This window comes from Hymenobacter volaticus (genome assembly GCF_022921055.1).
Classification (GTDB): Bacteria; Bacteroidota; Bacteroidia; order Cytophagales; family Hymenobacteraceae; genus Hymenobacter; species Hymenobacter volaticus.
In genome coordinates this window covers 2,327,368-2,351,457 of the sequence record NZ_CP095061.1, presented here as the reverse complement: position 1 = coordinate 2,351,457, position 24,090 = coordinate 2,327,368, and the positions used below count along the sequence as shown (strand labels likewise).

Sequence of the window (24,090 nt, the reverse complement as noted above, 5' to 3'; positions counted from 1 at the left end):
CTAGGAAGTGAGGTCGGCTTGGGTTTGCGGGGCGGCCAGCAATTCCCGCACTTTTACCATGAGCTGGCGGGTGCTGAAGGGCTTGGGCATGTAGAGGTCGGCACCGGCTTCGTAGCCTTTCTTAATGTCGGCATCTTTGGTTTTGGCTGACAGGAAGACGACTTTGGTTTTGATACGGTCGGGGTGGGTTTTGATGTATTGGCAGACATAATACCCATCAACATCCGGCATCATAATGTCGAGCAGCACGATATCCACGGGGCCGTTGTCTACGGCTTCGATGGCCTCGGTGCCGTTGCGGGCAATGCTAACCGCGTAGCCATTTTTGCGCATAAGAAATTCGAGCGACATCACAATGTTGGGCTCATCATCCACGATCAATATGTGAGGAGCAGGCATATGTTGAAATTCTGAATGCTGAATAAGGCATTGGCACAGTGGGTTTCGGGCGTTGGCGCAGGCTGCATCAGCCGGGGTATGCGCTTCTACCGGTAGCTCCACCGAGAAGCGGGCACCCTGGTCGGGCTGGCTTTCCACCCAAATGCGGCCGGCGTGGAGCTCCACTATTTTTTTGGTGATGGCCAGGCCAAGGCCCGAGCCTTCGGGCTTGCGCATGGTTTGGTTTTTGGCTTGAAAGAACTTGTCGAAGATGAGCGTGTGGAAGGCGGCTTCGATGCCCTTGCCATTGTCTTGCACCACGAGGCGCAACGTGGCGGGCACACCAGCACGGGCTGGCGGCAGCTCGGCCGCTACCCGAATGTGGCCGCTGCCATCGGCCCGGCACGACTTAATGGCGTTGCTTAGCAGATTGACCAGCACTTGCATGAGCCGGTCCCGGTCGGCGGAGAGTTGAGGCAAACCGGGCGGCGCTTCCACATCCAGCTGAATCTGCTTGTCGCGCAGCAGTAGCCCCACCGACTCGATGGCGTCGTTGAGGATTTCCACCGGGTCGAGCGGCTCCCGGTCGAGGGTGGCTTTGCCGGACTCGTACTTCTCCAGATCGAGCACCAAGGAAATAAGCCGACTTAGGCGCTCCGACTCGCGCGTGATGGTGAGTTGAAAACGCTGCCGTTCCTCTTCTTCCAGATCGGGGTTGTCGGTCAGGATTTCCGACAGAGCCCGGATGCTGGTAAGCGGGGTGCGCAGCTCGTGCGTGACGGTGGCTAGGAACTCGTCTTTGTCGTGGTCGAGGGCTTGAAGTTGGTCGTAGGCGGCGCGGAGCTCGTCGGTGAGGCGCTGAAGTTGGCGCTGCTGTTTTTGCAACTGGCGGTTGGCTTCGAGCAATTGCTGGCTTTCGCGCAGAATCCCGACCACGTTGTCGAAGCTGATGTCTTCCACTCCCACCGACGACGAAAGCAGCAACCGAGCCGAGGCCGGGCCAATGCTACCGGCCAGCAGCTTTTCGGAGTAAGCCAGCAGGCGCGGGTCGGCTTGGGGTGGGGTCACGCCGTCGGCGGGGTGCGCATCGGGAAACCGTTCGGCAAAAGCGTGTAGCGCTTGAGAAGCGCGTTTTTTACCTAGAAAGCCATTCAATAACGCTCGCACATCGGGCAATGCGGCGCCGCCCTGCCAACCCGCCGGACCCTCAAACAGGTTGCGGTAGTGAAACACGCCCACGAAAATGTCGGCCTGCCGCTGCTCCAGCGACGAAGGCCCCCGCAGTAACGAAACGCCCACGTAAAAGCCAATATTGAAAAACCAGCTCCAAAACAGCCCGTGCGACAAGTAATCGAGTCCTTCCAGCCCAAACAAGGCAAAGGGCCGCAACCATTGCCAGCCGAAGAGGCCGTTGGAGAGCAGAGTTTCGCTCAGCATGTTGGGGCCTACCATTGTGGGCACCACCAAGGTAAAAAACCACACCACAAACCCCGCCAAAATGCCCGCCGTGGCTCCTTGCCGGTTGCCGCCCTTCCAGTACAGCCCCCGAGTACCACCGGCACAAACTGCGCCACCGCCGCAAACGACACCAGTCCGATATTGACCAGCGGCAGCAAATGCCCCACTTCTATATAGTAGCCATAAGCCAGCAGCAGCACCAACACCACGGCCAGCCGGCGGCTGTTCAGGGCCACTTTGCCGAGGTAAGCAAACCAGCTCGGCCCCTCGGTTTGGGTGGCCGGAATGCGCACCAGCAGCGGCATGAGCAGGTGGTTGCTCATCATCACGCTCAGGGCAATGGTTTCTACAATAATCATGGAAGAAGCCGCCGACAGCCCCCGATGTAGATAAATAACGCCAACCAAGGCTGCCCGGCCTGCAGCGGCAAGGCCAGCACAAACGTATCGGCATCGAACCCGGGGCCCGATAGTAGCCGGCCCCGAAAGCCAGCGGCAACACAAACAGGTTGATAATGATGAGGTACAGCGGAAACAGCCACATAGCTTTGCGCAAGTGGTCCTCGTTTACGTTCTCAACCACCGACACTTGAAATTGCCGCGGCAGCAACAGAATAGCCGCCATACTCAGCAACAGCAGCGTAAACCATTGGCCGCTGCTGGTACCTGCCCCATCCAGCGTGAACAACCGGCTCAGGTCGGGCACGGCCGCCGCGCGCGTAAACACATCCGAAAACCCGTCGAACAGACCGAACGTCACGAAGGCGCCGGCCGCCAGAAACGCCACCAGCTTCACGAGGCTTTCGAGGGCCACAGCCAGTACCATGCCTTCGTGCCGCTCGGTGGCCTCGATGGAACGTACCCCGAAAATGATGGTAAAGAAAGCCAGCGCCACCGTTGTATAAAGCGCCGAACTAGCCGCCGTGCCTTCCAGGGGCAGTTGTAAGGCCGCCGGCCCTCGGGTGATAATGTCGAAGGACGTGGCAATGGCCTTGATTTGCAGCGAAATGTAAGGCACGATGCCGAGCACGCACACCACTGTAGCCAACGCCCCGAGCGAAGCGCTTTTACCGTAGCGGGCCGAAATAAAATCGGCAATAGAGGTTAGGCGCTGCAAGCGGCAAATCCGGATGATTTTGCGCAATACCAGCCACGCCGCCGGAGCCATGAGAGTGGGACCCAAATAGATACCCACAAATTCAAGCCCGAAGTGCGCCGCCCGCCCCACCGACCCATAGTAGGTCCAGGCGGTGCAGTACACGGCCATGCTCAGCGCGTACACATACGGGTTGTTCACCAAACTGCTCCGTGCAGACCCAGCTCGACGCTCCGCCGCATACGCCACCCCGAAGAGCAGCGCCAAGTAGCCAAACGAAAAGCCAATAACAAGCAGCTTGGACATGAAAGCGAAATGGAGAATTTGCGAAGTTGTGATGCAGTGAAATCAAGAGCTTAAAGCGGTGCTAACCTATTAGCGCACCATGCGTGTCATTTCAAGACTTCACTCTGACCAGCCAAGCCGTGAGAACTACCAGCGCGAGCCATGCTAACAGCACATAGAGGTAGAGCACAGGCACGCCCCTACCCGGCCGTCATGGTTGAAAACCGCCAGCAGCGGGAAATTGAGCAGTACCCCAAACAGCAAACTCACAAACAACAGCCGCTGGCCCCGGCGCTGCTCGGCTTGCTCTTGCGGAGACATGGGTAGCATAGGGTTTCAATTTTTTGAGGAAACAAGGCGTGCGGAAGCTAGCAGTTTTGCTCTACAACGAACCTTCAATAAGCCGGAATTTCACCTCAAGTATATAGCCGGCTGTCAGTCATGCTGAGCGGCGCCACAAGCGAAGTATCAGGCGTGCTGATGCCACACTACCTGTCATGCTGAGCGCAGCCGAAGCATCTCGCGTGCTGACGTTATAGAGGTATTATCATGCTGAGCATGTAGCCCACCAAGCAAGGGACTGAAGCCTTTTGTTTGCATCGTTGCCCAAGCGTTGAGGTTTACCACTCAAGCGAGATGCTTCGGCTGCGCTCAGCATGACAGGCTGGTTGGGTTGGCAACGTCAGCACACAGAGTGCTTTACTTGTGGCACCACTCAGCACACCGGATGCATTAGTTCTGCTTTGTATAAGCAAAGTCGGTTCTACACAAGAAAGTCCGCTGGACTAGGGCCCAACGGACTTTCCAGGAAGGGCTATGAAACAAGCTGTTAGACTTCAGCCTGTGGTTATTTTTACCGAGCGTCGCCGGAGTTGTCTTCCATCAGACGCACATTGCGCACATCCTTCATCAGCGCCGTGCCAATAAACCAGCAGATCAAGGCAATGATAACCGGGTAGAGCAAGCCCGCGAAGCTGCTGTAGTCTTTCAACAGTGTGCCTTCGGGCTGCGCGGCGGCGCGCAACGTGAGGGCCGTGGCAATGAAAGGCACAAACCCGCCGAAGACGCCGTTGCCGATGTGGTAAGGCAGCGAAAGGGACGTATAGCGCACTTTGGTGGGGAACAGCTCCACCAGGTAAGCAGCAATTGGGCCGTAGGCCATGGTCACGAACAACACGAGGCAGAACACGAGAATAGTCATGGGCACGAGGCTCGGCGAAAGCGCTTTCATAACGGCAGGTATGGCCTTGCCGGTGGCATCCACGGTGGCAGCCGTTACCTCGGTCAGCGGACCGGCAAAGGCTTTGAGACCATAGAAAATGGGGATGGTGAAGAGCGCGCCGCAGAGCAAGCCCATCATGATAATTTTCTTGCGGCCAATTCGGTCCGATAGGCCCCCGAAGTACACGAAGAACGGCGTAGCCAGCAACAGCGCAATGCACAACACGAGGCTAGCATCCACGAGGTCGAGCTTCAACGTGTTTTGCATGAAAGAATACGCGTAAAACTGCCCGGTGTACCATACTACGCCTTGGCCCATAGTGGCTCCAAACAGCGAAATAAGAACCAACCGACGGTTTACAGGATTGACAAACGATTCGCGCAGTGGGTTGGTGCTAGTTTTGCCTTCGGCCTTGGCTTTGGCAAACAACGGCGACTCGTGCAGTTTGCGGCGGATATAGTAAGAGGCAATAACCAACAAACCCGACAGCAGGAACGGAATGCGCCAGCCCCACTCTTTGAAGGCTTCTTCGCCCAAGCTTTTGCGGGTTGCAATGATGACCAACACGCTCAAGAACAGACCCGCCGTAGCCGTAATTTGAATAAAGGAAGTGTAGTAGCCCCGCTTGTTGTCGGGTGAGTGCTCGGCCACGTAAGTCGTAGCGCCACCATATTCGCCCCCAAAGCCAAGCCTTGCAGCAAGCGCAACAGCGTCACGATGATCGGCGCGGCCACCCCAATTTTGTCGTAGCTTGGAATGAGGCCCGTTACGAATGTGGCTCCACCCATGATAAGCAACGTCAGCAAGAACGTGTACTTGCGACCCACCAAGTCGCCGATGCGGCCGAAGAACACGGCCCCGAACGGCCGCACGATAAAGCCGGCGCCAAACACGGCCAAGGTCCCGAGAATGGTGTCTTCAATCTTACCGGTGGTACCAAACAACACTGGGCCGATAATAGCGGCCAACGAACCGAAGATGTAGAAGTCGTACCACTCGATAACGGTACCCACCGACGAGGCGGTAATCACCTGCCAGATTTTGCTGGTCGAGGTGGTGTTGTTGTCGTGAGCTATTGCATCGTCGGCAGCGCCCCTAGAGGTGCCGCCCCGGAGTAAGCCCCTGAATCACGATTGGGGAGGTTGTGGTTCATGATACGTATGGGAGTTTTTGAAGGTGAGAGACAGAATGCTGGAAGAATGAGCTAGGAAACAGATGCCCCACCGGAACCGCTGGTTTGCGGTGAGTCATCAGCGCGTCAACCCGTCGTGTCATTTCTTACAAGAAGACCTGGGTTTGCAGCGTGATTTCCGGCCGGTATTTCACGTTGTTGATCAAGGCCCCGCTAGGAATCGCCGTTTGGTCGGAGAAGTCGGGGCGGGCGCGGTAGTTCAGAGTGACTTTGGCGTTGTGGCCATCAAGCAGCACGTTTACGCCGGCATCGTACACGTTCACACCGGCTCTTTCGCCGTTGCCTTTGCGCAAGCCTTCGTAGCTGCTGTGCAGATAAGCTATGTAAGGCTGCAAGCGCACTTTCGGGCCAAGCGTGTTTTGCGGCAGCAGGAAGCCCGCGTTCAGGTACTGCGCATTGCCCGTCCCCGACTGTGGGTAGGCATTGCCGCGGGTTGCTACCGCGCCGTAGCCAGGGTTTTCGCCGCCCACATAGCGCACGTAGTTCGGACCGAAATTGAACTTGTAGTACACTCCGTAGATGGTTAGCGCGGTACGGGCGGCCGTATCAAGGGGTACATCGTAGAATACATCCGCCCCAAAGAGCTTGATGTCGTGCTTGCGAGTGGGCACAGCGCTGAAAAGGTCAGTTGTTCTACCCGCTGGTGGCACTAGTGTAGCCAGTACAGTACTATCACCATTCGTCGACCGCGAATACATGCCATCTTTGTTGAACATAAAACCAGCACCGATACTCAGTACTCGCTTGGTGCCAAGATAGGTGCCCTGGTAGTAGGGCAACAGATTGGCTTCAGGCTCAAGGAAATTGTAGCTAAAATATCCCTGGTACACATGGCTGGTATTTTGCGGGTTATATTGGGCTATATTATTCCCCCGTTTTTACTATTTGATCTGTTGTTTGTACCTAAGCCTAGCGGGTTGCCGGTTTGCACACCACCCACCACGTAGTTAGCATTAGTGGGCAGGTTGGTCAAGAAAGGGTCGCTCATCGACAAGCGGTAGTCGAATTTGCCGATGCGGCCCTTGGCAAATATCCCGATGTAGCGAGCAAACTGGTCGAGAGCGTCAATGGTTGGGAAGTTGGTGAGCGGAAAGTCCATGGCCATCATACTGGTGGTGCTAGCGCTACTCAGGCGCGAAATACCGTTGTAGTAGTGTAGGCCCGCCCCAAGTTGAGGTACTTATTGACCTTGTATTCGGTCACGGCCTCGTGGATGAAGAACTGCGGCTTTTTGCCATCCGTCGTAGCATTCACGCCCCCACTCACGTTGTTTTGGTTGTTGATACCTAGGTGCGTGTACACCAGAAAGCGCGGGTTGAGCTGCGCCAAAATCACCAGGCGTGAGCGGCGGATACCAAAGTCCACCTGGCTTGCCTTAGGGTTGTTAGGCCCCGCAGGGTACCGCTATTGTTCTCGTTGTAGCGGGCGTAAATCTGGGTCCAGAGCAGAAACCGGAGGTACTTCGACCCGTCGGGCGAGAGATTAACTTTCATACCCGGACCGTACGGAACGGGCTTCGTGGCGGTCGGCGTAGCGGGTGGGGGCGCCGGTGCGGCGGGCGGCGGCGCTTGACCAGCAGGTGGGGTTACTACCTGGGCCGAAGCTCCGGCAGCAATCAGCAGCGCACTAAGCGCCAGCGCGTAACGGGCGTTTCGCATAAGGGGACGGTGGGAATAGTGTGGGAATCGATCAGGCACTTAGGACGCAGCAACGGTTGCTGTGCCTTGACCCCGACCAAGTAGCAAAACCTTCCGCCAGAAGTCACGCCCTTGCTATATTTCTGCTAACCCCTATAGCCTCACCCCTGCCGAAACCGCTCCCACCGAATCATCATGTACTTGTCGCCTAACTCAGTCACTACTAAGCCGGCTCCTTTCAGGTTGTTTGTATCCTGAAAGAACTCATTCAACTCTTTCTGGTTTAGGATTTTGTATGTGGGATGGTAATCAGTTTGCCGAGGGGCCTTCATCCCGTATTTCTTCACCCAGTTCATCACGCTTACGTGGCTCACCCCGAGTAGCCGCTCTATTTCGCGGTAGCTAACGCCTTCTACGTAAAGTTGTAAAGCCTTTATAACATAGTAAGAGTTGATTTCCTTACCGGCTTTCGCCACCGAGTAATGGTAACCGCAGTTCTTGCACTTATACCGCTGCCTACCACCTACCACTCCACTTTTCGTGGCTTCCTTCGATTCGCATTTAGGGCAAGCAAGCTGAGCCATAACAGGGTGAGTGAGGACTTACACTAGAAAAACTATAGGTATTTAGTAAATATATAGTAAATCAGCAAAGATATAGTACTTTCTTTTCTTAAAGTTGACCTGATGAAGAAACCACGCGGCACCAACCGCCTGTTGCGCAGTCTTGAAAAGCAAAGTACTAGCGCCGAACTTTTAGATATCACGGAATTTTTACGGCGCCAGTATGATTACCGAAAGCTTGGACTAGGTATTTGGCACACCACGGCTACTACCATTCCACTGGCCGTCCGGCAACAAGCCATACGCGTGTTGCTCGCAACATTTTTTCAGTGGAATCAGCAGCTAATAGCGCAGCAAGAGGAGTTTTACTTAGCAATCTGGCTGTTTGAACGAGAGTTTGCGCATTCTTCGCAAGTAGTGGCAGGTATTGGGGAGAAAATAAAGGCGTACCACCAATTATTCACTAACTGTGATTCAACTTTGTCATTGCCAGCCAAGTACCAGCAATTGTCCGGAGCCGATCAACTCGATTGGGTGGCTTGCCACAGCAATGAATGGTATAAACCAGAAGATTTTATTAATGGCTGGCCTGCATGGATGCTGCGTCGCCCTCATCATCTCTACACGGACGATACAGGCCGAGAATTTCTGATTGTCCAAACCGACCGAGTTTGGGTGGGGACACTCCCTATATGCTTTACTCTTGCTGACCGCCCGTAAAATCCAGGTCATAGAGGATGTTCACCCGAAAGCCGTTGTTGATTTCAAACACGGGCCGGCCAGTGGCAGGATTAGGCTCGGCGTGTTGCGTTACTTGGTTGAGGTAATTAAGTTCGACTTTTGCGTTGTCGCTGAATTGGTACCCTAGCCCACCGGAAAGGCGGTTTTGGTTGAATATGTTGTTGCCTACGTTGCGCCCGAAGCTGATAAACAGCTCGTCAAACGCGTTCAGGTACCATTCGCCGTCGTCGATGGTGGGACCCTGCAGCGGGTAGCTTCCTGCCAACTGGTACCGAATTCGGTGCTGATACTCCCATGCTTGCACCCGGCCGGCGCCTTCTTCGGCGCGTTGCCCAACCCAGCGCTGTTCCAATCGCAAGCGTTGTTCGAGTTGCAGAGGGCCGAACGCATCCGTCAGCGTTACGTCTTCATAGAGGCGGTGTTCGGGCTGGGGTAGGCCGCTTACGGTAGGATAGCGTCCGTATTCGTGCGTTTGAAAGTACGTGTAGCCGCCACTCACCGTCACCCGGTCGGTAAGCTGGCGCACCAAGCCGAGCCGGGCAAGATGCTGCTGCTGAGCACCCAATACTTTCACCCGCCGCAGTTGATACTCGGTGTGTAGCGCCCACTGGTCGCTGAGCGCATGGTCGCCTGAGTACACCACCCAGCCGAGCGTGTTGTGGTCGAGCAGGCGAGGCAAAGCCTGCCCAAACCCGGCTGTGACCGTCAAACAAAGCCCTAGTACGAGCGGCAATCTTCGCATAAACTCCGGAAGTGGCGCCGGAAAAGACCCGTGCACTCCCGCTACCCCTTACGCTACTTACTAGCTACGGTTAGGTTCGCAGTGAATTCAGGGGTGCAATACGGTAGCTAGTACGGCATCTACCGCCAACCCTAGCCGGCGCATATCCAGCCGGTCGAGCGTATCGGTGGTTTCGTGGTAGTGCTGATTGCGGTAGAAAGCCGTATCGGTGAGCAACACGGCCGAATACCCAAACTGCCAGTAGTTGAGGTGGTCGGAGAAGTCGATGCCCGGTAGCCAAGCTGGTGCCTTAAACCGCTTCACGGGCAAAGCCGCGGCGGCACGGTAGCGGCGCGCAAACTCTCGCCCGAAACGCCCATTCCCAAATTTCTGCGCCACCGTCACGTAGTTGCCGCGGCTACCGAATAGCAGCTTGAGCGGGCCGAACGGATACCGCTGGCTGCCTTTTCGGTCGTCGTAATAGCCTAGCATTTCCAGCGCCACCATGCCCCGCACCGGCACGCCCGCCGCGTGCAGTGCCTGCGCGTGCACGTAGCTACCCATCTGGCGGGTACGGAAAAAAGGCGGTTCCTCTAGTGTGTAAGCCACCAAATCTATTCGGTAGGGCAAATTGGTTTGCTGGCCTAGCAGCCGCGCCAATTCCAGGAGCGCGGCTACACCGCTGCCATTGTCGTCGGCACCGGGCTGTTCGCCGCACACATCATAGTGCGCCCCGATAATAAGGCGCGGCCCTGCTTCGGGCCCGTAGCTGCCAATCAGGTTTTGGTAGGGTTTCCCTTGCACTTCATAGGTCTGCTCGCTGGTACGCGCGCCCGCCGTGCGCATTTGCTGCTGGATGTACTCGGCGGCCTGTTGCAAGCTAGCCGGGTGCAAGTAGTTGCGCGGCTGCGGCGTGCTGATAAGCGTTAGTAAGTGCTGACGCAGGCGGATGGTATCGGCGGTAGGGCTCGGGGTGAGTTGCTGCGCTTGAACTTGAAAACCCAAGAACCCGAGCAGCAACGAGCAGTAGAAGCGCAAGAACATAAGCTAAGAAGAATATCAAATCTTGAAGGCTAACGCAAGATTACCAGTTTCGCTATACTGATGAGCTATGCTTAGCACTTTGGTTTCAATGAGAAAACAAAATAGGTACTTTGCTATGCTTACCTTTCGGACATGATTGCACGATTACTGGGCTGCTTTTTACTTGTTTTATATGCATTTCAGGGGGCTGGGCAAAGCCCTCAAACCGCTGCTTTTCAGCAAGCGTTGGCCCATGCCTCCACCGATACCAGCCGGGTACTGCTGCTAGCCGATTTAAGTGCTACGTACCGCTACTCACATTTCGATTCGGTGCAGTGGTACGCGCTGCAAGGCTTGAAACTAGCCCGGCGTATCGGCTACCCCAAGGGCGAAGGCCGCTGTCTTTCGCGCTTAGCTATTCTGCTCTCTGAACGCGGCAACTTGCCCGAAGCGCTCCGCCTTAATCTACAGGCGCTGCAACTCAACCGGCAAAGCCACGACGCGCGCGGCGAGGCCCGCACACTCAACCAAACGGGTTTGCTGTATTTTGCCCTCGACGATTTTCGCCCTTCGCTCCGCTACTACTTTCAAGCCCGCACCACCTACCAGCAAGCCCACCTCGACGATGTATCCCTGCTTGCTAGCATCACAACCAATATTGGGGCCAGTTACCAAGGATTAGCCCTGCTCGACTCGGCCTCCTACTACTTGCGCCAAGCTCATGATCTAACGACTACGCCCCCTCCTACTGGCTGGAGTTGCTGGGGCAATCCGCAGCCCTATATCCTGAGGGAGCTTGGTCGGTTGCAAGCCTCGCGGGGCTTAACCAGCTCGGCATTAGACCACTACCGTCGTAGCGCCAAGGCGGCGATACCCGAAAACGATTTACGGAGTAGGTGTCGTGCTTTTCAGTACATGGCCGAGCTCTTCTACCGCCGTCAGCAGCCCGATTCTTGCGTCTTGTATGCGCGTAAGTCCTTGGTTGTGGGTCAAACGCTGCCCTTTATAGTGGGCGTGCTGCGTACCAGCACGCTTCTGGCCGACGTATTTAAAGCTCGTGGCCAGAATGACAGTACGCTGAAGTACATGGGCATTATGCTCACGGCTCAAGATAGTCTGCACAACCCACAGCGTATCAAGCAGCTCGATGCTATTGGCTTCGATGAACAGCTGCGGCTGCGGCAACTAGAAGAAGAACGGGCTGAACTCACAACCTCTTTCCGCCTCTATGCGCTGTGGGTAGGCCTTGGCACGCTGCTGCTGGTAGCCTTACTACTCGGGCGCCACATCTATAAGCAAAAGCAAGCCAACCAGCGGCTCCAATACCTCAACAATCAAATAAACCAGCAGAAGGAAGAACTCACTCAGCAGCGCGACACGCTAGGCCGCATGGTGCAGCAGCTACGCACCGCTCAGAGCCAGTTGGTGCTGCGCGAGAAAATGGCCTCTTTAGGCGAGCTGATGGCCAGCGTCGCGCACGAAATCAAGAACCCCATGAGCAGCGTGAAGAATCTCGCTGCTATCAGCGCCGAGCTGTGCCAAGATCTGCGCGAAGAGTTGGCCAAAACCGTGCTGCCTATCGACGACCAGCAAATGATTGACGAGATGTTCAACAACCTCAGCCAATACCAATCTAAGATTGTGATGTACACCCAACGAGCCGAGGGTTTGTAAACAGCATGCTCGACTACTCGAGTACCGGCCCAGCCCAGCGGCAGCCAACAGATCTGAACGTGCTGGCCAACGAGTACATGCGCTTCTTATACAACGACCTGCGCCTCAAAAATCGCCATTTTAACACAGCCTTATTCTGTTACCCCGATGAAACCCTCCCTCCTGTACCCGTGGTACGACAGGAGCTAGGTCGGGTACTGATTAGCTTGTTTACCAACGCGTTTCATGCAGTACATCAGCGCCAGCGCCAAGCCACGGAAGAGGAATACGTGCCCCAGGTCACATTGCGTACTCGCTTGCTTGCTGACCAAGCCGAAATCCGGGTGCGCGACAACGGGCCGGGGCTTTCCGAAGATTCGTTAGCTGATATCTTCCAGCGCTTTTATTCCTCTAAACCCGATGGCGAAGGAGTCGGCTTAGGGCTATGGGTTAGCTACGACATCATTACGCGCGGCCACGGCGGCACGCTAGGAGTGGAAAGCAAATTTGGCGAGTACACGGAATTCATTATCACCCTTCCCTTACAAGCTAAGCCGGCCCTTCCTCCCCTCCGGACGAATTAAGGTGCAGCAGCACTTCGTGCTGTAGCGAGTTTGACGTTCCAGCCACGCATATTGCGCTAGCTTAACTCTGAAACGCATGAAGCCGCTACTTCACTAACCCACCCTTATGTCTTTTCGCACTATCACACCGGGTACGCTGCCGGGTCCGGAGTGGCACCAGTTTCTGCTGAGTGCTGTGGCCCCGCGCCCGGTGGCTTTCGTGAGCACCATTTCTGCCACGGGAGAAGTGAACTTGAGCCCGTATTCGTTTTTCAACGTGTTCAGCTCCAACCCGGCAACGCTTATCTTCTCCCCAGCCAACCGCGTACGCGACAACACGCAAAAACACACGCTCTATAATGTGCGCGAGGTACCCGAATGCGTAGTCAACATCTGCGACTATGCGGTGGTAGAGCAGATGTCGTTGGCCAGCACCGAGTACGAGCGAGGGGTGAATGAATTCGTGAAAGCGGGCCTCACTGAGTTAATTTCCGATTTGGTGCGGCCCCCACGCGTAGCCGAATGCCCGGTGTCGTTGGAGTGCGTAGTCGAGCAAATCATTGCCATCGGCGACTCCAATGGCGGCGGCAACCTCGTTATCTGCCGGGTGGTGCAAGCCCACTTCCGCGAAGATATTCTGCTGGATTCTGGCCCTGGTATCGACCCGCACAAGTTCGACGCCGTGGCCCGCCTCGCCGGCGACTGGTACAGCCGCGTAACGCCCGACAGCCTGTTCACGGTGCCCAAACCCAACCGCAACCTCGGCATCGGCATCGACCAACTGCCCGAACACATCCGCACCTCCGACATCCTGACTGGCAACAACCTGGGCCGCCTCGCCAACATTGAGGTACAAGCCATACCCACGCCCGCGCAGGTTCAGGAGTTCAAGCACGACCCACTAGTCAGCACCGTGCTGCAACAATACTTTGGCAACCCCACCGAGCAACGGCAGCAACTCATGCTGCTCGGCAAGAAGATTCTGGAGGAAGGGAAGCTGCTGGAGGCGTGGAAAACGTTGCTGCTAGCGGCAGGGTAACTTGTTTAGCAGCAAATACTCACAAAGGACATTCTCATAATTACATAGCCGCAGCACTAATAGCTATTATGAGCTGCTGAAGTCTTGCAATTACCATTCGACTCAGCAGCCTCTACAAGACTAGCAACGTCAATTTTAGAGAAACATCCATGCAAGAATGTACAGAGTAACTAGCAAGAAAACAAACACAATTGTAGATGATAAGAACAAAGTTATCTTACCTAGTAAAAGATTATTTTTCCTCTGCTTTAGCGATAAGGCAAAGCTTTTAACAATAAAAGAAAGACACCCTATCCCGGCTATTCCTTGTAGAATAGAACTTACAGGTCTATGGAAAAGAAAGTCTGCTAACAGCGACATTAAAAAGCATAGGCAACCAGCTAATAAATAAACAGAGCTCTGTTTATTGCTCCCCGCTTCTTCTTTGATAGCCACTCCTACATTTAATTCCGAACGGCAATCATCAAGCTCAATTCTTTGTAGCGCATGTTGAAGCGCTTGGCGATGGTAGCGTTGGTGAGAGAGCCTTTGTAGACGTACACGCCCGAGCGGAAATGCTCGTTCGTGAACAGCACCTCATTGATACCGCCGTGTTGGCTGATTTCCTGCAGAATCGGGGTGAAGATGTTGCTTAGCGCGTTGGTAGCCGTGCGCGGTACACGGCTGGCAATGTTGGGTACGCAGTAGTGAATGACGTCGTACTTGCGGAAGACCGGCTTGTTGTGCGTGGTCATTTCGCTGGTTTCGAAGCAGCCGCCCTGGTCGATGCTCACATCGATGATGACGGAGCCGGGCGCCATGCTGGCCACCATGTTTTCGGGCACCATAAAGGGTACGCGGCCTTCTTCAGCGTTGAGGGCCCCAATCACCACGTCGGCGCGGCGGATTTGCTGGCTGAGCGCGAAGGTGTCGAGGGTGCTAGTATAGAGCTGGGTGCCCAGGTTTTGCTTAAGCCGACGCAGCTTGTAAATGTGGTTGTCAAACACCTTCACTTCGGCGCCAAGGCCAGTAGCGGCGCGGGCGGCGTACTCCGCCACGGTGCCTGCACCCAAGATTACGACCTGCGATGGCGGTACCCCTGTGATACCACCTAAAATAATGCCTTTGCCTTCGTTGGAGCGGGCCAGATATTCGGCGGCAATCAGCATGACGGTCGAGCCGGCTATTTCGCTCATGGCCCGCACTACGGGCCGGGCCCCGGACGGGTCCTTGATAAGCTCGAAGCTGATGGCATTCACCTTTTTGCGGGTGAGGGCCATCACGTATTCGGCGGTGAGCGTGCCGAACTGCAAGGCCGAAATCAGGGTCTGATTGGCTTTCAGAAACTCGATTTCGTCCTGAGTGGGTGGCGCCACTTTCAGGATGAGGTCAGCCTCGTAGACTTCCTTTTGCGAGTAGGCAATGGTGGCGCCGGCTTCGGAATAGTCGTGGTCGGAGTACTTGCTTGGTTCGCCGGCCCCGCTCTCCATCACCACCTCGTGGCCTTCGTCGATGAGGTGCTTTACCGCTTCGGGCGTGAGGCAGATGCGGTTTTCCTGGAGCGACGTCTCGCGCGGCAGCCCGATGAACAGCTTGCGCTTCCGTGTTTCCACGGCCAGCATAGATTCCTGGGTGAAGTAAGCGCGGCTCGTAGCCAGCGACTCAAATCCGGGGGTACTGCTTCGGGCATTTTTTCAAGTAAAAACCGAGAATCAACAACTACAAGTCAGCGGCACTGTTTAGTTCTGCCCTTGCACGCGGCACCAGCAGACAATTCAACATCTTCAGCTTGTAATCGTTAGTTCTCTCGACTCGTCGCCAGTAACGGTGAGTCGGATAAGTAGTCGGTTGGAAGGTAAAAGGGGCTCAATACGGCTGGGCCACTCTATGAGGCAAAGATAGCCAGAATCGAAGTACTCTACCGCACCAAGTTGCTCAGCTTCGGTCGGCGAGTCGAGACGGTAAAAATCAAAGTGGTAAATCGGCTGGTCGTGCGCGTCACGGTATTCATTGACGAGAGCAAAGGTTGGGCTACTTACGTCGCGGCTGGGCACGCCCAGGGTTTCGCACAAGGCCTTGATAAACGTGGTTTTGCCGGCCCCCATTTCGCCTTCGAAGCAAACGATAGAATGCCCTTGGAGGGCCTCACGGACCTGAACGGCAGCCGCAGGCAGGGCCGCAAGGGTAGGAATTGAAATTTCAAGCACTGGAACAGGCATGAGCAGCAGGTATCAGGGTGCAAGTTTACGCAAAGCCGGTTTCTCTCGGTTCTTTATCGGCTTCGGCACTCTATAACTCCGAGCCGAGTTAGTAGGTGAAACAAGAGCCAGGACGTTTTGCTTTGGCTTCGCTATGCACATCGGGCGTACATTTGCCCGACCATAACACCTTTTCTCATGCAAGTTTCGCGAATGGCAGGCAGCCTGATTGGCTCCGAAATCATCAAAATTGGCAATGAAGTAAACGATATGATTCGGAAGGGGGAGCAGATTTGCAACCTCACCATCGGCGACTTTGACCCCACTATTTTCCCGATTCCGGCGGAATTTCAAACGGAAATCACCGAAGCTTACCAAGCCGGCAACACCAATTACCCACCCGCCAATGGCATGGCCGCCTTGCGCGAAGCCGCAACCACCTTCACTAAACAGCGCCTAGGGTTAGAGTATTCGCCCAACGACGTACTGGTAGCCGGCGGCTCCCGTCCGCTTATCTACGCCACTTACCTTGCCCTCATTGACCCCGGCGACCGGGTGGTATTTCCGGTGCCAAGTTGGAACAACAACCACTACTGCCACCTTTCCAGCGCCGAGCCTGTGATGGTAGAGACGTTGCCGGAAAACAGCTTCATGCCCACGGCCGCCGAGCTGGCTCCGCACCTACCTGGTGCCACGCTGCTGGCCTTGTGCTCCCCTCTCAACCCGACCGGCACTGTCTTCTCGCGCCAGAATCTGCTGGAGATATGCGACTTAGTGTTGGCCGAAAACCAGCGCCGCCAGCCCGGTGAGAAGCCCCTCTACCTGCTCTACGACCAGATTTATTGGATGCTCACCTTCGGCGAGACCGAGCATTTCGACCCGGTAAACCTGCGCCCGGAATTGCGCGACTATGTCATTTACATCGACGGTATCTCGAAGTGCCTAGCAGCTACTGGGGTGCGCGTGGGCTATGCCTTTGGGCCGGCCAACGTAGTTGATAAGATGAAGTCGATTCTGGGCCACGTGGGTGCCTGGGCGCCGAAAGCCGAGCAAGTTGCTACGGCGAAGTACCTGCCCCAAGCAACAGCGGTAGACGCCTTCATGGCGCAGTTCAAAGCCAAGATTCAGCGCAGCCTCGACGCCCTGCACGACGGATTGCAGGACCTGAAAAGCCAGGGTTTGCCCGTTGACTCGATGGTGCCGATGGGTGCTATCTACCTCACGGCCCGCCTCGACGTACTTGGCAAGACCACTCCCGATGGGCAAGTACTGGCTACCACCAAAGACCTAACCTTCTACCTTATTAAGGAAGCCCGGCTGGCTTTGGTGCCCTTCAGTGCCTTCGGCACCTCGGATACGGCCCCTTGGTTTCGGATGTCGGTGGGTGGCGCCTCACTGGAATCCATTGAGGCAGCGCTACCCCGGTTACAGGCCGCTCTGCAAGCTTTACGGTAAACTTAGAAGCCTGCTTCCACAAAAAAGCGGCCCTTGCAAATTTGCAAGGGCCGCTTTTTTGTGGAAACATTCAGCTACACATGACCTGTCTTTAACAGAGAGAAAATATCTGGGCTGGCTAGCAGGTTTTATACTTGTTGCCTGCAAAAACACCGTTCCAGTGATAACATGGTTATATTTCCTCCGTTTTTTCGAGTAGTTTGCATTTTTTACTCTAATAGCTGAACTATTAAGCTCCGCTATCTTGTATGCCTATCTAAGCTTAAAGTACTACGCTTTATGCTTTTACTACCACACCTGTTGCACGCTCCGGGTTTTCATTCAACGGGAAGTGCTCATGCATTTTGATTTCGCCCGATCGTCGGGATGGTTTGCTTTTCTAACGGTAGCGCTTTTGCTGCCTATTTCTCCACTTGTAGCCCAAGTTCGGCTTGCGCCGGTGGCGGGCATCGTTCGGGCAAGCGCTGGTGCAACCGTAGAAGGTGCTACCATCACGCTGCATCGGGCCCTCGATTCGGTAGCGGTTAAAACCGAGTTCAGCGACCCGCAAGGACGTTTCTCTTTGGTTCCTACCCTGCCCGGACGCTACCTGGTTTCAGGCGTGCAGCTAGGCTATGGCCGAGTTTGGCTCGGGCCGCTCGATGTTTCTGAAGTAGCAGTGCCACCTCTTACTCTCATCCTTACGGCTGGAGCCCTTGAACTTAAGGGAGTAACTGTAACAGGTCAAAAACCTTTGTTTGAGCGGCTACCCGACCGGACAGTGGTAAATGTCGAGAATAGCAGCTTATCGAGCGGCAATACCGTGCTGGATGTACTCGGCCGGGCCCCCGGTGTGACCGTGGATGGCAACGATAATCTAGCTCTGCGCGGCAAACAGGGACTGCTGGTGCTGCTCGACGGCAAGCGCGTGCCCTTCACTGGTACCGAGTTGGCTACGTTGCTCCGCTCCTTACCAGCCGAGCAAGTCCGCAGCATCGAACTGATCACCAACCCACCTGCCAAATACGATGCGCAAGGTGGGGCGGGCATTATTGCCATTAACCTCAAGAAAGACCAGCGCCTCGGCACCAACGGCAGTGCCAACGCCAGCTACGGCCGGGGTCAGTACGGCAAATTCACCACCGACCTCTCGCTCAACCACCGAAGCAAGGCTGTCAACGTGTACGGCACCTATGCCTACACAAACCGAAACGGCTTCCAGAACCTAGCGTTCGACCGGCAGTATCTCTCGGATGGGCTCCTGACTTTACGTACCAACCAATACAATGGGCGGCGCGTCGACCTAGAATCGCACACTTGGCGAGCGGGCCTTGACTATACTGCCAGCAACAGTACCACAATCGGGGCGGTAGTGAGTGGGCTAGCCAGCCGGTTGCCGGTTGATGGCACCAACAACTCGGTGTTTTTCGATGATAATAATACCGCAACGCAACGCTACTCAGCCCGCACGCTGAGTGAAGTACGCACTCCCAATGTGGCTGGCAACTTCACGCTGCGGCACACCTTCCGCCCTGATTCGGCTGGCACCCCCGAGCTAACCCTCGACGCCGATCTGGCCCGCTATGGGACCAACCGGGACCTGTCCTTGGCCACCACCTATGAATTTCCTCAGCAGAGCCCAACCTTGCTGACCGGGAACCAAGATGGCACGCTTACCATCCAGTCAGTGAAGGCAGACTACGTGCGGCCTCTGCCGAACGGGCTGCGTGCCGAGGCGGGCGCCAAGGTTAGCTGGGTTCGTTCCGACAACGACGTACTTTTTTATAATACCATTGATGGCCAAACTACGCTGGATGTCGATCAGTCGAACGGCTTCCGATACCGGGAAAACATCAATGCGGCCTATGCTACTCTAAGCCACACCGGGCCCAAACTGACGGTTGCGGCTGGCTTGCGGGCCGAGCAAACCAACGCCACTGGCCGGCAAACCCTAGGCGACAACAATTTCGACCGGCACTATTTGCAGCTTTTTCCTAACCTGAGCTTGCGCCGCACCATTTCGGAAACTCACGAAATGGGCTTCTCGCTGAGCCGCCGCCTCGACCGCCCTACTTACAACCAGCTTAATCCGTTTCGCTTCTGGATCGACCCTACTACGTATCAAGCCGGCAACCCCTATTTGCGGCCTCAAAGCAACTACAAAGCCGAGGTAACGCATACCTACCACAAGCTGACGACTGGCCTGAGCTATGCTTACACCGACAATCCGATTCTGTTTGTGTATCAACTCAATCCGAACGGCTCAGTGAAGCTGACAAATGACAACTTACAGGCCGAGCATTACTATGCTTTTACGCTCTCGGCTCCCCTCGCTCCTACCAAATGGTGGCAGTTGTACGCTGATGCTGAACTGTTTTACGTATACTTCGAGGGTACTTTCGAGGGCTCCTCTACGCTGCCAGGCCGGGTGGGTGCTATCCTGAGCGCCAACAACTCGTTCAGCTGGGGCAAAGGCTGGTCGGCCGAGCTGAATGCCAGCTACAACTCTAGAGAGCAGTACGGGTTCCAGGTTGTTCGCTCGTATGGGCAACTGTCGGTGGGCGTGCAAAAAACGGTGCTAGCTGGCCGTGGCACAGTGCGGCTCAATGGCACCGACCTCTTGTACACGGCTCCCGTGCGCTCTACTTCGCGCTACGCAGCACTCACCGAAAACCAGCGCCGCGCCCAGGACACCCGCGTGGGCACCGTTTCGTTTGGCTATCGTTTTGGGAATAGCGAAGTAACCGCAGCCCGTAAGCGCTCTACCGGGGCCGAAGACGAAAAGCGCCGGGCCGCCGGGCAATAACTCTTGTCAGAAAGGCCTCCTGCACCCCGCCTCGAAGTATTTGGGGCGGGGTGTTGCTTTGTATGGGACTACCCTAAGACGTTTTCTGCTCTGTAGTGGTTACGGTATTGAAGCCGCGTGTTTTCAACTGTGGGGCGAAATTGCGCTCTAAAATCAGGCACTACATGATCATGCGATAGTATTGCAAAGCTCTATTATTTAGCTTCGTATCTATTGAAAAAGTTAACAGTATGGGGTGGTTCGGCATGCTGCCAGGACTAAGTTGGCAATTGAGGTTGGGTATTATTTCTAAAGATCTGACGGCGCGTGTGGCCGGGATTTGCCTTATCAAACTACCGTCGTTATGGGCTTCAAATCGACTGTGTGGTTTCAAACCTTCACGCATCAGCATGGGCTACTGGCCGATATTATTGGGCAGTTGGAAGCTAGCGGCATTGAGTTGGCCGCGCTGCACATGAACGACTTCCCTACTGGCGCGGGCATTATTTTCCTGGATCAAGATTCCAAGCTCGCCGAAGTGCAGGAAGCTATGGATGCCTTTAGCTTCTATTCCGACACACGCATTATTGCCGTGTCGGTGGGGCGGCTGGCGAGTACGAGCACCTGGGCGCTGCTGCGCAGCGGCGCAGCCGAGGTGTTTGCTTGGTTTGAAGTGGAAAAGCCGGTGCAAATTGTAGCTTCGCGACTTGCGTATTGGGCGGTGCTGGAGGAAAAGGTTGTGGACCTGCAGCAGCGCTTGGTTGGTCGCAGCAAGTGCTGGATCAATACGCTGCGGCAGCTCGTGGATATGTCGCTCTCCAACTGCCAAGTGCTGATTATGGGGGAAAGCGGCACCGGTAAAGAGTTGGTGGCCCAGGAAATTCACCGCCTCGACCCTCGACCGAACAAGCGCGACTGTGTGGTAGTGGACTGCACCAACCTGATTCCGGGCCTGTCGGGCAGTGAGTTGTTTGGGCACGAGAAGGGTGCCTTCACCAACGCTATCAGCACCCGCGACGGAGCGCTGGCCTTAGCCCACGAAGGCACGCTGTTTTTGGATGAGCTGGGCGAATTGCCCTTGCCCTTACAGGCCGAGCTGCTGCGGGCGCTTCAGGAGGGCACATACAAGCGGGTGGGCAGCAACACCTGGCGACAGGCTAGTTTTCGGCTGGTAAGTGCCACCAACCGCGACTTGGCTGAAGAAGTCCGTAAAGGCCGATTTCGGCAGGACTTGTACTACCGGATTTCCGGCTGGACTTGCCAACTGCCGCCCCTGCGCGAGCGAAAAGAAGACATTGTAGTGCTTGCCGAGCATTTCTTTCGCGAGCGGCACCACATCCAGCAACCCGTAGATCGGCAGGTGTACGACTTTCTACTGCTGCGCGACTATCCCGGCAACGTGCGCGAGTTACAACAGCTCATCAACCGGATTGCCAACAAGCACCTCGGCGAAGGCCCCATTACCCTCGGCGACATACCCCGCTCCGATTGGCCCGACTTCGCTGGCTTCGGTACCAACGAAGGCCCGGGCACACCCGAACTGGAAATCGGCGTAACGAGCTTGCTCTATCGGGGTTTGGGCCTGAAAGAAATAAAGGATCAGGTAACAGAAATTGCCAAGAAAGTGGCCATCACGCACGAAAATGGCAACCTGAAGCTGGCTGCTCACCGCTTAGGCTGCAGCGAAAGAATTCTGCAAATGCACCGTCGCAGTGGCGAAGTAGTAAGTTAGCTAAGCGTGCGGTGGTTGCAGCGTGTGCTGGCCATTCAACCCGCGCAGTTGGCGCCAGGAAGCAGCAAACTCACTCTGCAACCCCCGCCTCCCCACTTCACGATTTCGCTAGCAGCCACGGGTCGCGCCACTCGTTGGCTACTTCGGTTGCTACGGCTATACGCGGCGGCTGGGCCGGTTCGGGGCGCACTTGACTGATAAGGCGTAACAGGTTTCCCGCCAGCACGAGTTTGGCATCTTCGAGAGGCAGGTGCAAGGCCGCAATTTTGCTTAGCTCGACGCCAGGGTGCAGCCACGGCCCGTCGGAACCGAACAGGAATTTGCGGGGCCAACACGGTCGAGAGCACGTTGTAGAATATCGAAGCGGCGCACGCCGGACGTGTCGGTGTAGATGTTAGGAAAGCGCACGAGCTGATCGATGAGGCCAGATTGCGCCCGCCAATCATCGGAGAAGCTGCCCAGGTGCGGAATAATGAAATTGACGTCGGGGTATTGCTCGCCGAGTAGCTCCACCACCGATATTTCGCCTACCACATCGTAGAGTACTGGCAATCGGAAGGCGCGGGCCACGTCGCAGATTTCGCGGCTGATGCGGGCGTCGTAGCGGTGGCACTTGATACCCACGAATCCGTACTGTTGCACAGCAGTGCCTACCATTTCCAGCACCCGGCCCCGGTCGCGCTGGGCATGTACAAAGGCGAAACCGTAGAAACGCTCGGGGCTTTGGCGCACCAACCGGGCCACTTGCCGGTTGGCCGCGGCATAGTCGGAGTGGAAGGCCGCAAACAGCACGGTTTTCTGAATGCCTGCTTCCTGCGCCCACTTCAGATACGCTGCAAGTGGTGCGTCGGTATCCCAGGGGCCGGTGAGGCCGTCGCCTTTGCCGGCGTGGCAGTGGCAGTCGATGATAAGCATGGCCGTGAAGATGAAGTGACAGGAAATTGGCCCAGCCGGTGCAGGAAGGCCAAGCTGGTACGAATGCCGCGCCAGAAATTAGGGAGATACAAAAACTCGTCGGGGCCGTGCTTTCGGTCATCCGGCAGCCCAAACCCCATGAGCACCGTCGGGATGCCTAAGTGCTGCTCGAAAACACTCACCACCGGAATGGTCCCTCCCGAGCGCTGCAACACTGGAGTGCGCCCAAATCCTTCGGTGTAGGCTTGAGCGGCAGCCTGCATTACGGGGTGCGTGGGCGACACAGTATAGGGCGGTGCGTGCAGCTGGCTACGAAGCGTTACTTGCACTTGTAGGGGCGCAATGCAGCGCAGATAGGTTCGCAACTGCTGTTCTACTTCATGCGGATCTTGCCCTGTCGCCAGCCGGAAGCTTAGTTTAGCACTGGCTCGCGGCGGCACCACCGACTTCACCCCTTCGCCCTGGTAGCCGCCGCTTAGGCCCGTAACACTGAGCGAGGGCCGTAAGGTTGTGCGCTCATAAAGGCTGTAGCCTGGCTCGCCCCACCCTTGCTCTACTTGCGCCTCGCTCAGCAGTTGGGCATCGGGCGGGCCATGACGGCGCAAGTAACCCCGTTCAGCAGCTGACGCTGGCACCACTGCCTCGTAGAAACCCGGAATAGCTACGCGGCCATCCGCGTCGTGCAGAGCCGCCAGCATTTCACTTAATGCCTGCAACGGGTTTAACACGGCCCCGCCAAATATACCGGAGTGCAGCTCGGTCTGTGGGCCGCGTACTTCTAGCTCCACTGCCAAGGAACCCCGCAAGCCATATGTGAGCGAAGGCTGGTGAGCAGAAAGCATGTTGGTATCCGACAACACAGCCCAATCGGCGCAAAGCAGGCGCTGGTGTTGGCGCACGAACGCCTCGAGGTTAGGGCTACCAATTTCTTCTTCGCCTTCCAGTAGCAGCTTCACGTTCAGAGGCAAAGGCCGGCGGGCCGTTAGCAGCAATTCCAGGGCCTTGATATGGATGAAGAACTGGCCTTTGTCGTCGGAGGCGCCGCGGCCGTATAGTTTATTGCCGCGAATAAGACCGCCAAAAGGCGGCACCGTCCAGGCGGAAACGGGCGCCACGGGTTGCACATCGTAATGGCCGTAGATAAGCAGCGTGGGTCGCTGGGGGCCCACCCGTTTTTCGGCGTACACAAGGGGGTGGCCCGGCGTCTGAAATACCCGCACCCCATCGAGCCCAACCTTCCGCAAATGCGTGGCTAACCACCCGGCGCAAGCCTGCACCGCTCCAGCATACTTCGGGTCGGTGCTGATGCTAGGGAAAGCTATAAGTTGCTGGAGTTGCACCAGGGTTTGCCGTTGCCATTTAGGTTTTGCGGCGGTAGTCGGGCGAGGTGGATACGGCATGGTGCGCGGCCTTACGGAGTTGTAAAATCGTACGAAAGCTGCTGTGAGAAAAGCGTAGCTAAACCGAGCCGAAGCCT

At 56.1% G+C, this 24,090-nt stretch carries 21 protein-coding genes and 1 pseudogene; 7 read left to right on the top strand and 15 right to left on the bottom strand.

The window, feature by feature from the left end; translation table 11 throughout:
- From MUN86_RS10150 to MUN86_RS10115, 8 genes and pseudogenes are all read right to left on the bottom strand, one after another.
- A complete protein-coding gene (locus tag MUN86_RS10150; protein ID WP_245124900.1) occupies positions 1–3,237 on the bottom strand; it encodes an ATP-binding protein in 3,237 nt (1,078 codons plus the stop codon).
- A 144-nt stretch (positions 3,238–3,381) separates the two neighbouring features.
- Complete coding sequence (locus MUN86_RS10145; RefSeq protein WP_245124897.1) at positions 3,382–3,537, bottom strand: hypothetical protein; 156 nt, start codon at positions 3,535–3,537, stop codon at positions 3,382–3,384.
- A gap of 532 nt (positions 3,538–4,069) precedes the next feature.
- Positions 4,070–5,514 (bottom strand): annotated as a pseudogene (locus tag MUN86_RS10140) (MFS transporter).
- 202 nt (positions 5,515–5,716) lie between these two features.
- Positions 5,717–6,409, bottom strand: a complete 693-nt coding sequence (locus MUN86_RS10135) for a hypothetical protein (protein ID WP_245124895.1) — start codon at positions 6,407–6,409, stop codon at positions 5,717–5,719.
- 80 nt (positions 6,410–6,489) lie between these two features.
- Complete coding sequence (locus MUN86_RS10130; RefSeq protein WP_245124892.1) at positions 6,490–6,738, bottom strand: hypothetical protein; 249 nt, start codon at positions 6,736–6,738, stop codon at positions 6,490–6,492.
- A gap of 20 nt (positions 6,739–6,758) precedes the next feature.
- Positions 6,759–6,965, bottom strand: coding sequence for a hypothetical protein (locus tag MUN86_RS10125; protein ID WP_245124890.1), 207 nt, complete (start codon positions 6,963–6,965; stop codon positions 6,759–6,761).
- On the bottom strand, positions 6,962–7,288 hold the full coding sequence (locus tag MUN86_RS10120) for a hypothetical protein (protein WP_245124887.1): 327 nt from the start codon (positions 7,286–7,288) through the stop codon (positions 6,962–6,964). The genes MUN86_RS10125 and MUN86_RS10120 overlap by 4 nt, the downstream gene beginning before the upstream one ends.
- A 140-nt stretch (positions 7,289–7,428) precedes the next feature.
- Positions 7,429–7,851 (bottom strand): IS1/IS1595 family N-terminal zinc-binding domain-containing protein, encoded by a 423-nt coding sequence (locus MUN86_RS10115; protein ID WP_245124884.1) that lies wholly within the window; start codon positions 7,849–7,851, stop codon positions 7,429–7,431.
- Between the two features lie 102 nt (positions 7,852–7,953).
- On the opposite strand from MUN86_RS10115, the gene MUN86_RS10110 reads away from it, so the two are divergent.
- Entirely contained in the window at positions 7,954–8,550 is a 597-nt protein-coding gene (locus MUN86_RS10110; RefSeq protein ID WP_245124881.1) for a hypothetical protein, read from the top strand.
- Here the strand turns inward: MUN86_RS10110 and MUN86_RS10105 are convergent.
- Complete coding sequence (locus MUN86_RS10105) at positions 8,528–9,280, bottom strand: DUF2490 domain-containing protein (protein WP_245124879.1); 753 nt, start codon at positions 9,278–9,280, stop codon at positions 8,528–8,530. The genes MUN86_RS10110 and MUN86_RS10105 overlap by 23 nt on opposite strands.
- A 120-nt stretch (positions 9,281–9,400) precedes the next feature.
- Positions 9,401–10,336, bottom strand: coding sequence for a M28 family peptidase (locus tag MUN86_RS10100; protein ID WP_245124874.1), 936 nt, complete (start codon positions 10,334–10,336; stop codon positions 9,401–9,403).
- A gap of 132 nt (positions 10,337–10,468) precedes the next feature.
- On the opposite strand from MUN86_RS10100, the gene MUN86_RS10095 reads away from it, so the two are divergent.
- From MUN86_RS10095 to MUN86_RS10085, 3 genes are all read left to right on the top strand, one after another.
- Positions 10,469–11,989, top strand: coding sequence for a tetratricopeptide repeat protein (locus tag MUN86_RS10095; RefSeq protein WP_245124872.1), 1,521 nt, complete (start codon positions 10,469–10,471; stop codon positions 11,987–11,989).
- A 5-nt stretch (positions 11,990–11,994) separates the two neighbouring features.
- Entirely contained in the window at positions 11,995–12,552 is a 558-nt protein-coding gene (locus tag MUN86_RS10090) for a sensor histidine kinase (protein WP_245124869.1), read from the top strand.
- Between the two features lie 106 nt (positions 12,553–12,658).
- Positions 12,659–13,570 carry a flavin reductase family protein gene (locus MUN86_RS10085; protein ID WP_245124867.1) on the top strand — a complete coding sequence of 304 codons (912 nt, stop codon included), beginning with the start codon at positions 12,659–12,661 and terminating at the stop codon, positions 13,568–13,570.
- Between the two features lie 443 nt (positions 13,571–14,013).
- Here MUN86_RS10085 and MUN86_RS10080 read toward each other — a convergent pair whose 3' ends face one another.
- Both MUN86_RS10080 and tsaE read right to left on the bottom strand, forming a co-directional pair.
- A complete protein-coding gene (locus tag MUN86_RS10080) occupies positions 14,014–15,171 on the bottom strand; it encodes an alanine dehydrogenase (RefSeq protein ID WP_245124864.1) in 1,158 nt (385 codons plus the stop codon).
- A 162-nt stretch (positions 15,172–15,333) separates the two neighbouring features.
- Entirely contained in the window at positions 15,334–15,768 is a 435-nt protein-coding gene (gene tsaE, locus MUN86_RS10075; protein WP_245124861.1) for a tRNA (adenosine(37)-N6)-threonylcarbamoyltransferase complex ATPase subunit type 1 TsaE, read from the bottom strand.
- Between the two features lie 177 nt (positions 15,769–15,945).
- On the opposite strand from tsaE, the gene MUN86_RS10070 reads away from it, so the two are divergent.
- The 3 genes from MUN86_RS10070 to MUN86_RS10060 all read left to right on the top strand — a co-directional run bounded on the left by MUN86_RS10070 (position 15,946) and on the right by MUN86_RS10060 (position 21,698).
- Positions 15,946–17,202, top strand: a complete 1,257-nt coding sequence (locus tag MUN86_RS10070) for a pyridoxal phosphate-dependent aminotransferase (RefSeq protein ID WP_245124859.1) — start codon at positions 15,946–15,948, stop codon at positions 17,200–17,202.
- 337 nt (positions 17,203–17,539) lie between these two features.
- Entirely contained in the window at positions 17,540–19,987 is a 2,448-nt protein-coding gene (locus tag MUN86_RS10065; RefSeq protein WP_245124857.1) for a TonB-dependent receptor domain-containing protein, read from the top strand.
- A 343-nt stretch (positions 19,988–20,330) separates the two neighbouring features.
- Positions 20,331–21,698: a sigma 54-interacting transcriptional regulator gene (locus MUN86_RS10060; protein WP_245124855.1), complete on the top strand. Its 1,368-nt coding sequence runs from the start codon at positions 20,331–20,333 to the stop codon at positions 21,696–21,698.
- A 97-nt stretch (positions 21,699–21,795) separates the two neighbouring features.
- Here MUN86_RS10060 and MUN86_RS10055 read toward each other — a convergent pair whose 3' ends face one another.
- The 3 genes from MUN86_RS10055 to MUN86_RS10045 are packed head-to-tail and all read right to left on the bottom strand — an operon-like array spanning position 21,796 to position 24,013.
- On the bottom strand, positions 21,796–21,954 hold the full coding sequence (locus MUN86_RS10055) for a hypothetical protein (RefSeq protein ID WP_245124854.1): 159 nt from the start codon (positions 21,952–21,954) through the stop codon (positions 21,796–21,798).
- 14 nt (positions 21,955–21,968) lie between these two features.
- Positions 21,969–22,613 (bottom strand): amidohydrolase family protein, encoded by a 645-nt coding sequence (locus MUN86_RS10050; protein ID WP_245124852.1) that lies wholly within the window; start codon positions 22,611–22,613, stop codon positions 21,969–21,971.
- Entirely contained in the window at positions 22,523–24,013 is a 1,491-nt protein-coding gene (locus MUN86_RS10045) for a dipeptidase (RefSeq protein WP_245124850.1), read from the bottom strand. The genes MUN86_RS10050 and MUN86_RS10045 overlap by 91 nt, the downstream gene beginning before the upstream one ends.
- Positions 24,014–24,090: the final 77 nt, after the last annotated feature.

What these genes read in the sequence shown, in the direction of transcription:
- MUN86_RS10150 (WP_245124900.1), bottom strand. Translation starts at nt 3,237, where the DNA reads ATGTCCAAGCTGCTTGTTATTGGCTTTTCGTTTGGCTACTTGGCGCTG.
- MUN86_RS10145 (WP_245124897.1), bottom strand. Translation starts at nt 3,537, where the DNA reads ATGTCTCCGCAAGAGCAAGCCGAGCAGCGCCGGGGCCAGCGGCTGTTG.
- MUN86_RS10130 (WP_245124892.1), bottom strand. Translation starts at nt 6,738, where the DNA reads ATGATGGCCATGGACTTTCCGCTCACCAACTTCCCAACCATTGACGCT.
- MUN86_RS10120 (WP_245124887.1), bottom strand. Translation starts at nt 7,288, where the DNA reads ATGCGAAACGCCCGTTACGCGCTGGCGCTTAGTGCGCTGCTGATTGCT.
- MUN86_RS10115 (WP_245124884.1), bottom strand. Translation starts at nt 7,851, where the DNA reads ATGGCTCAGCTTGCTTGCCCTAAATGCGAATCGAAGGAAGCCACGAAA.
- MUN86_RS10110 (WP_245124881.1), top strand. Translation starts at nt 7,954, where the DNA reads ATGAAGAAACCACGCGGCACCAACCGCCTGTTGCGCAGTCTTGAAAAG.
- MUN86_RS10100 (WP_245124874.1), bottom strand. Translation starts at nt 10,336, where the DNA reads ATGTTCTTGCGCTTCTACTGCTCGTTGCTGCTCGGGTTCTTGGGTTTT.
- MUN86_RS10095 (WP_245124872.1), top strand. Translation starts at nt 10,469, where the DNA reads ATGATTGCACGATTACTGGGCTGCTTTTTACTTGTTTTATATGCATTT.
- MUN86_RS10090 (WP_245124869.1), top strand. Translation starts at nt 11,995, where the DNA reads ATGCTCGACTACTCGAGTACCGGCCCAGCCCAGCGGCAGCCAACAGAT.
- MUN86_RS10085 (WP_245124867.1), top strand. Translation starts at nt 12,659, where the DNA reads ATGTCTTTTCGCACTATCACACCGGGTACGCTGCCGGGTCCGGAGTGG.
- MUN86_RS10080 (WP_245124864.1), bottom strand. Translation starts at nt 15,171, where the DNA reads ATGCTGGCCGTGGAAACACGGAAGCGCAAGCTGTTCATCGGGCTGCCG.
- tsaE (WP_245124861.1), bottom strand. Translation starts at nt 15,768, where the DNA reads ATGCCTGTTCCAGTGCTTGAAATTTCAATTCCTACCCTTGCGGCCCTG.
- MUN86_RS10070 (WP_245124859.1), top strand. Translation starts at nt 15,946, where the DNA reads ATGCAAGTTTCGCGAATGGCAGGCAGCCTGATTGGCTCCGAAATCATC.
- MUN86_RS10065 (WP_245124857.1), top strand. Translation starts at nt 17,540, where the DNA reads ATGCATTTTGATTTCGCCCGATCGTCGGGATGGTTTGCTTTTCTAACG.
- MUN86_RS10060 (WP_245124855.1), top strand. Translation starts at nt 20,331, where the DNA reads ATGGGCTTCAAATCGACTGTGTGGTTTCAAACCTTCACGCATCAGCAT.
- MUN86_RS10050 (WP_245124852.1), bottom strand. Translation starts at nt 22,613, where the DNA reads ATGCTTATCATCGACTGCCACTGCCACGCCGGCAAAGGCGACGGCCTC.
- MUN86_RS10045 (WP_245124850.1), bottom strand. Translation starts at nt 24,013, where the DNA reads ATGCCGTATCCACCTCGCCCGACTACCGCCGCAAAACCTAAATGGCAA.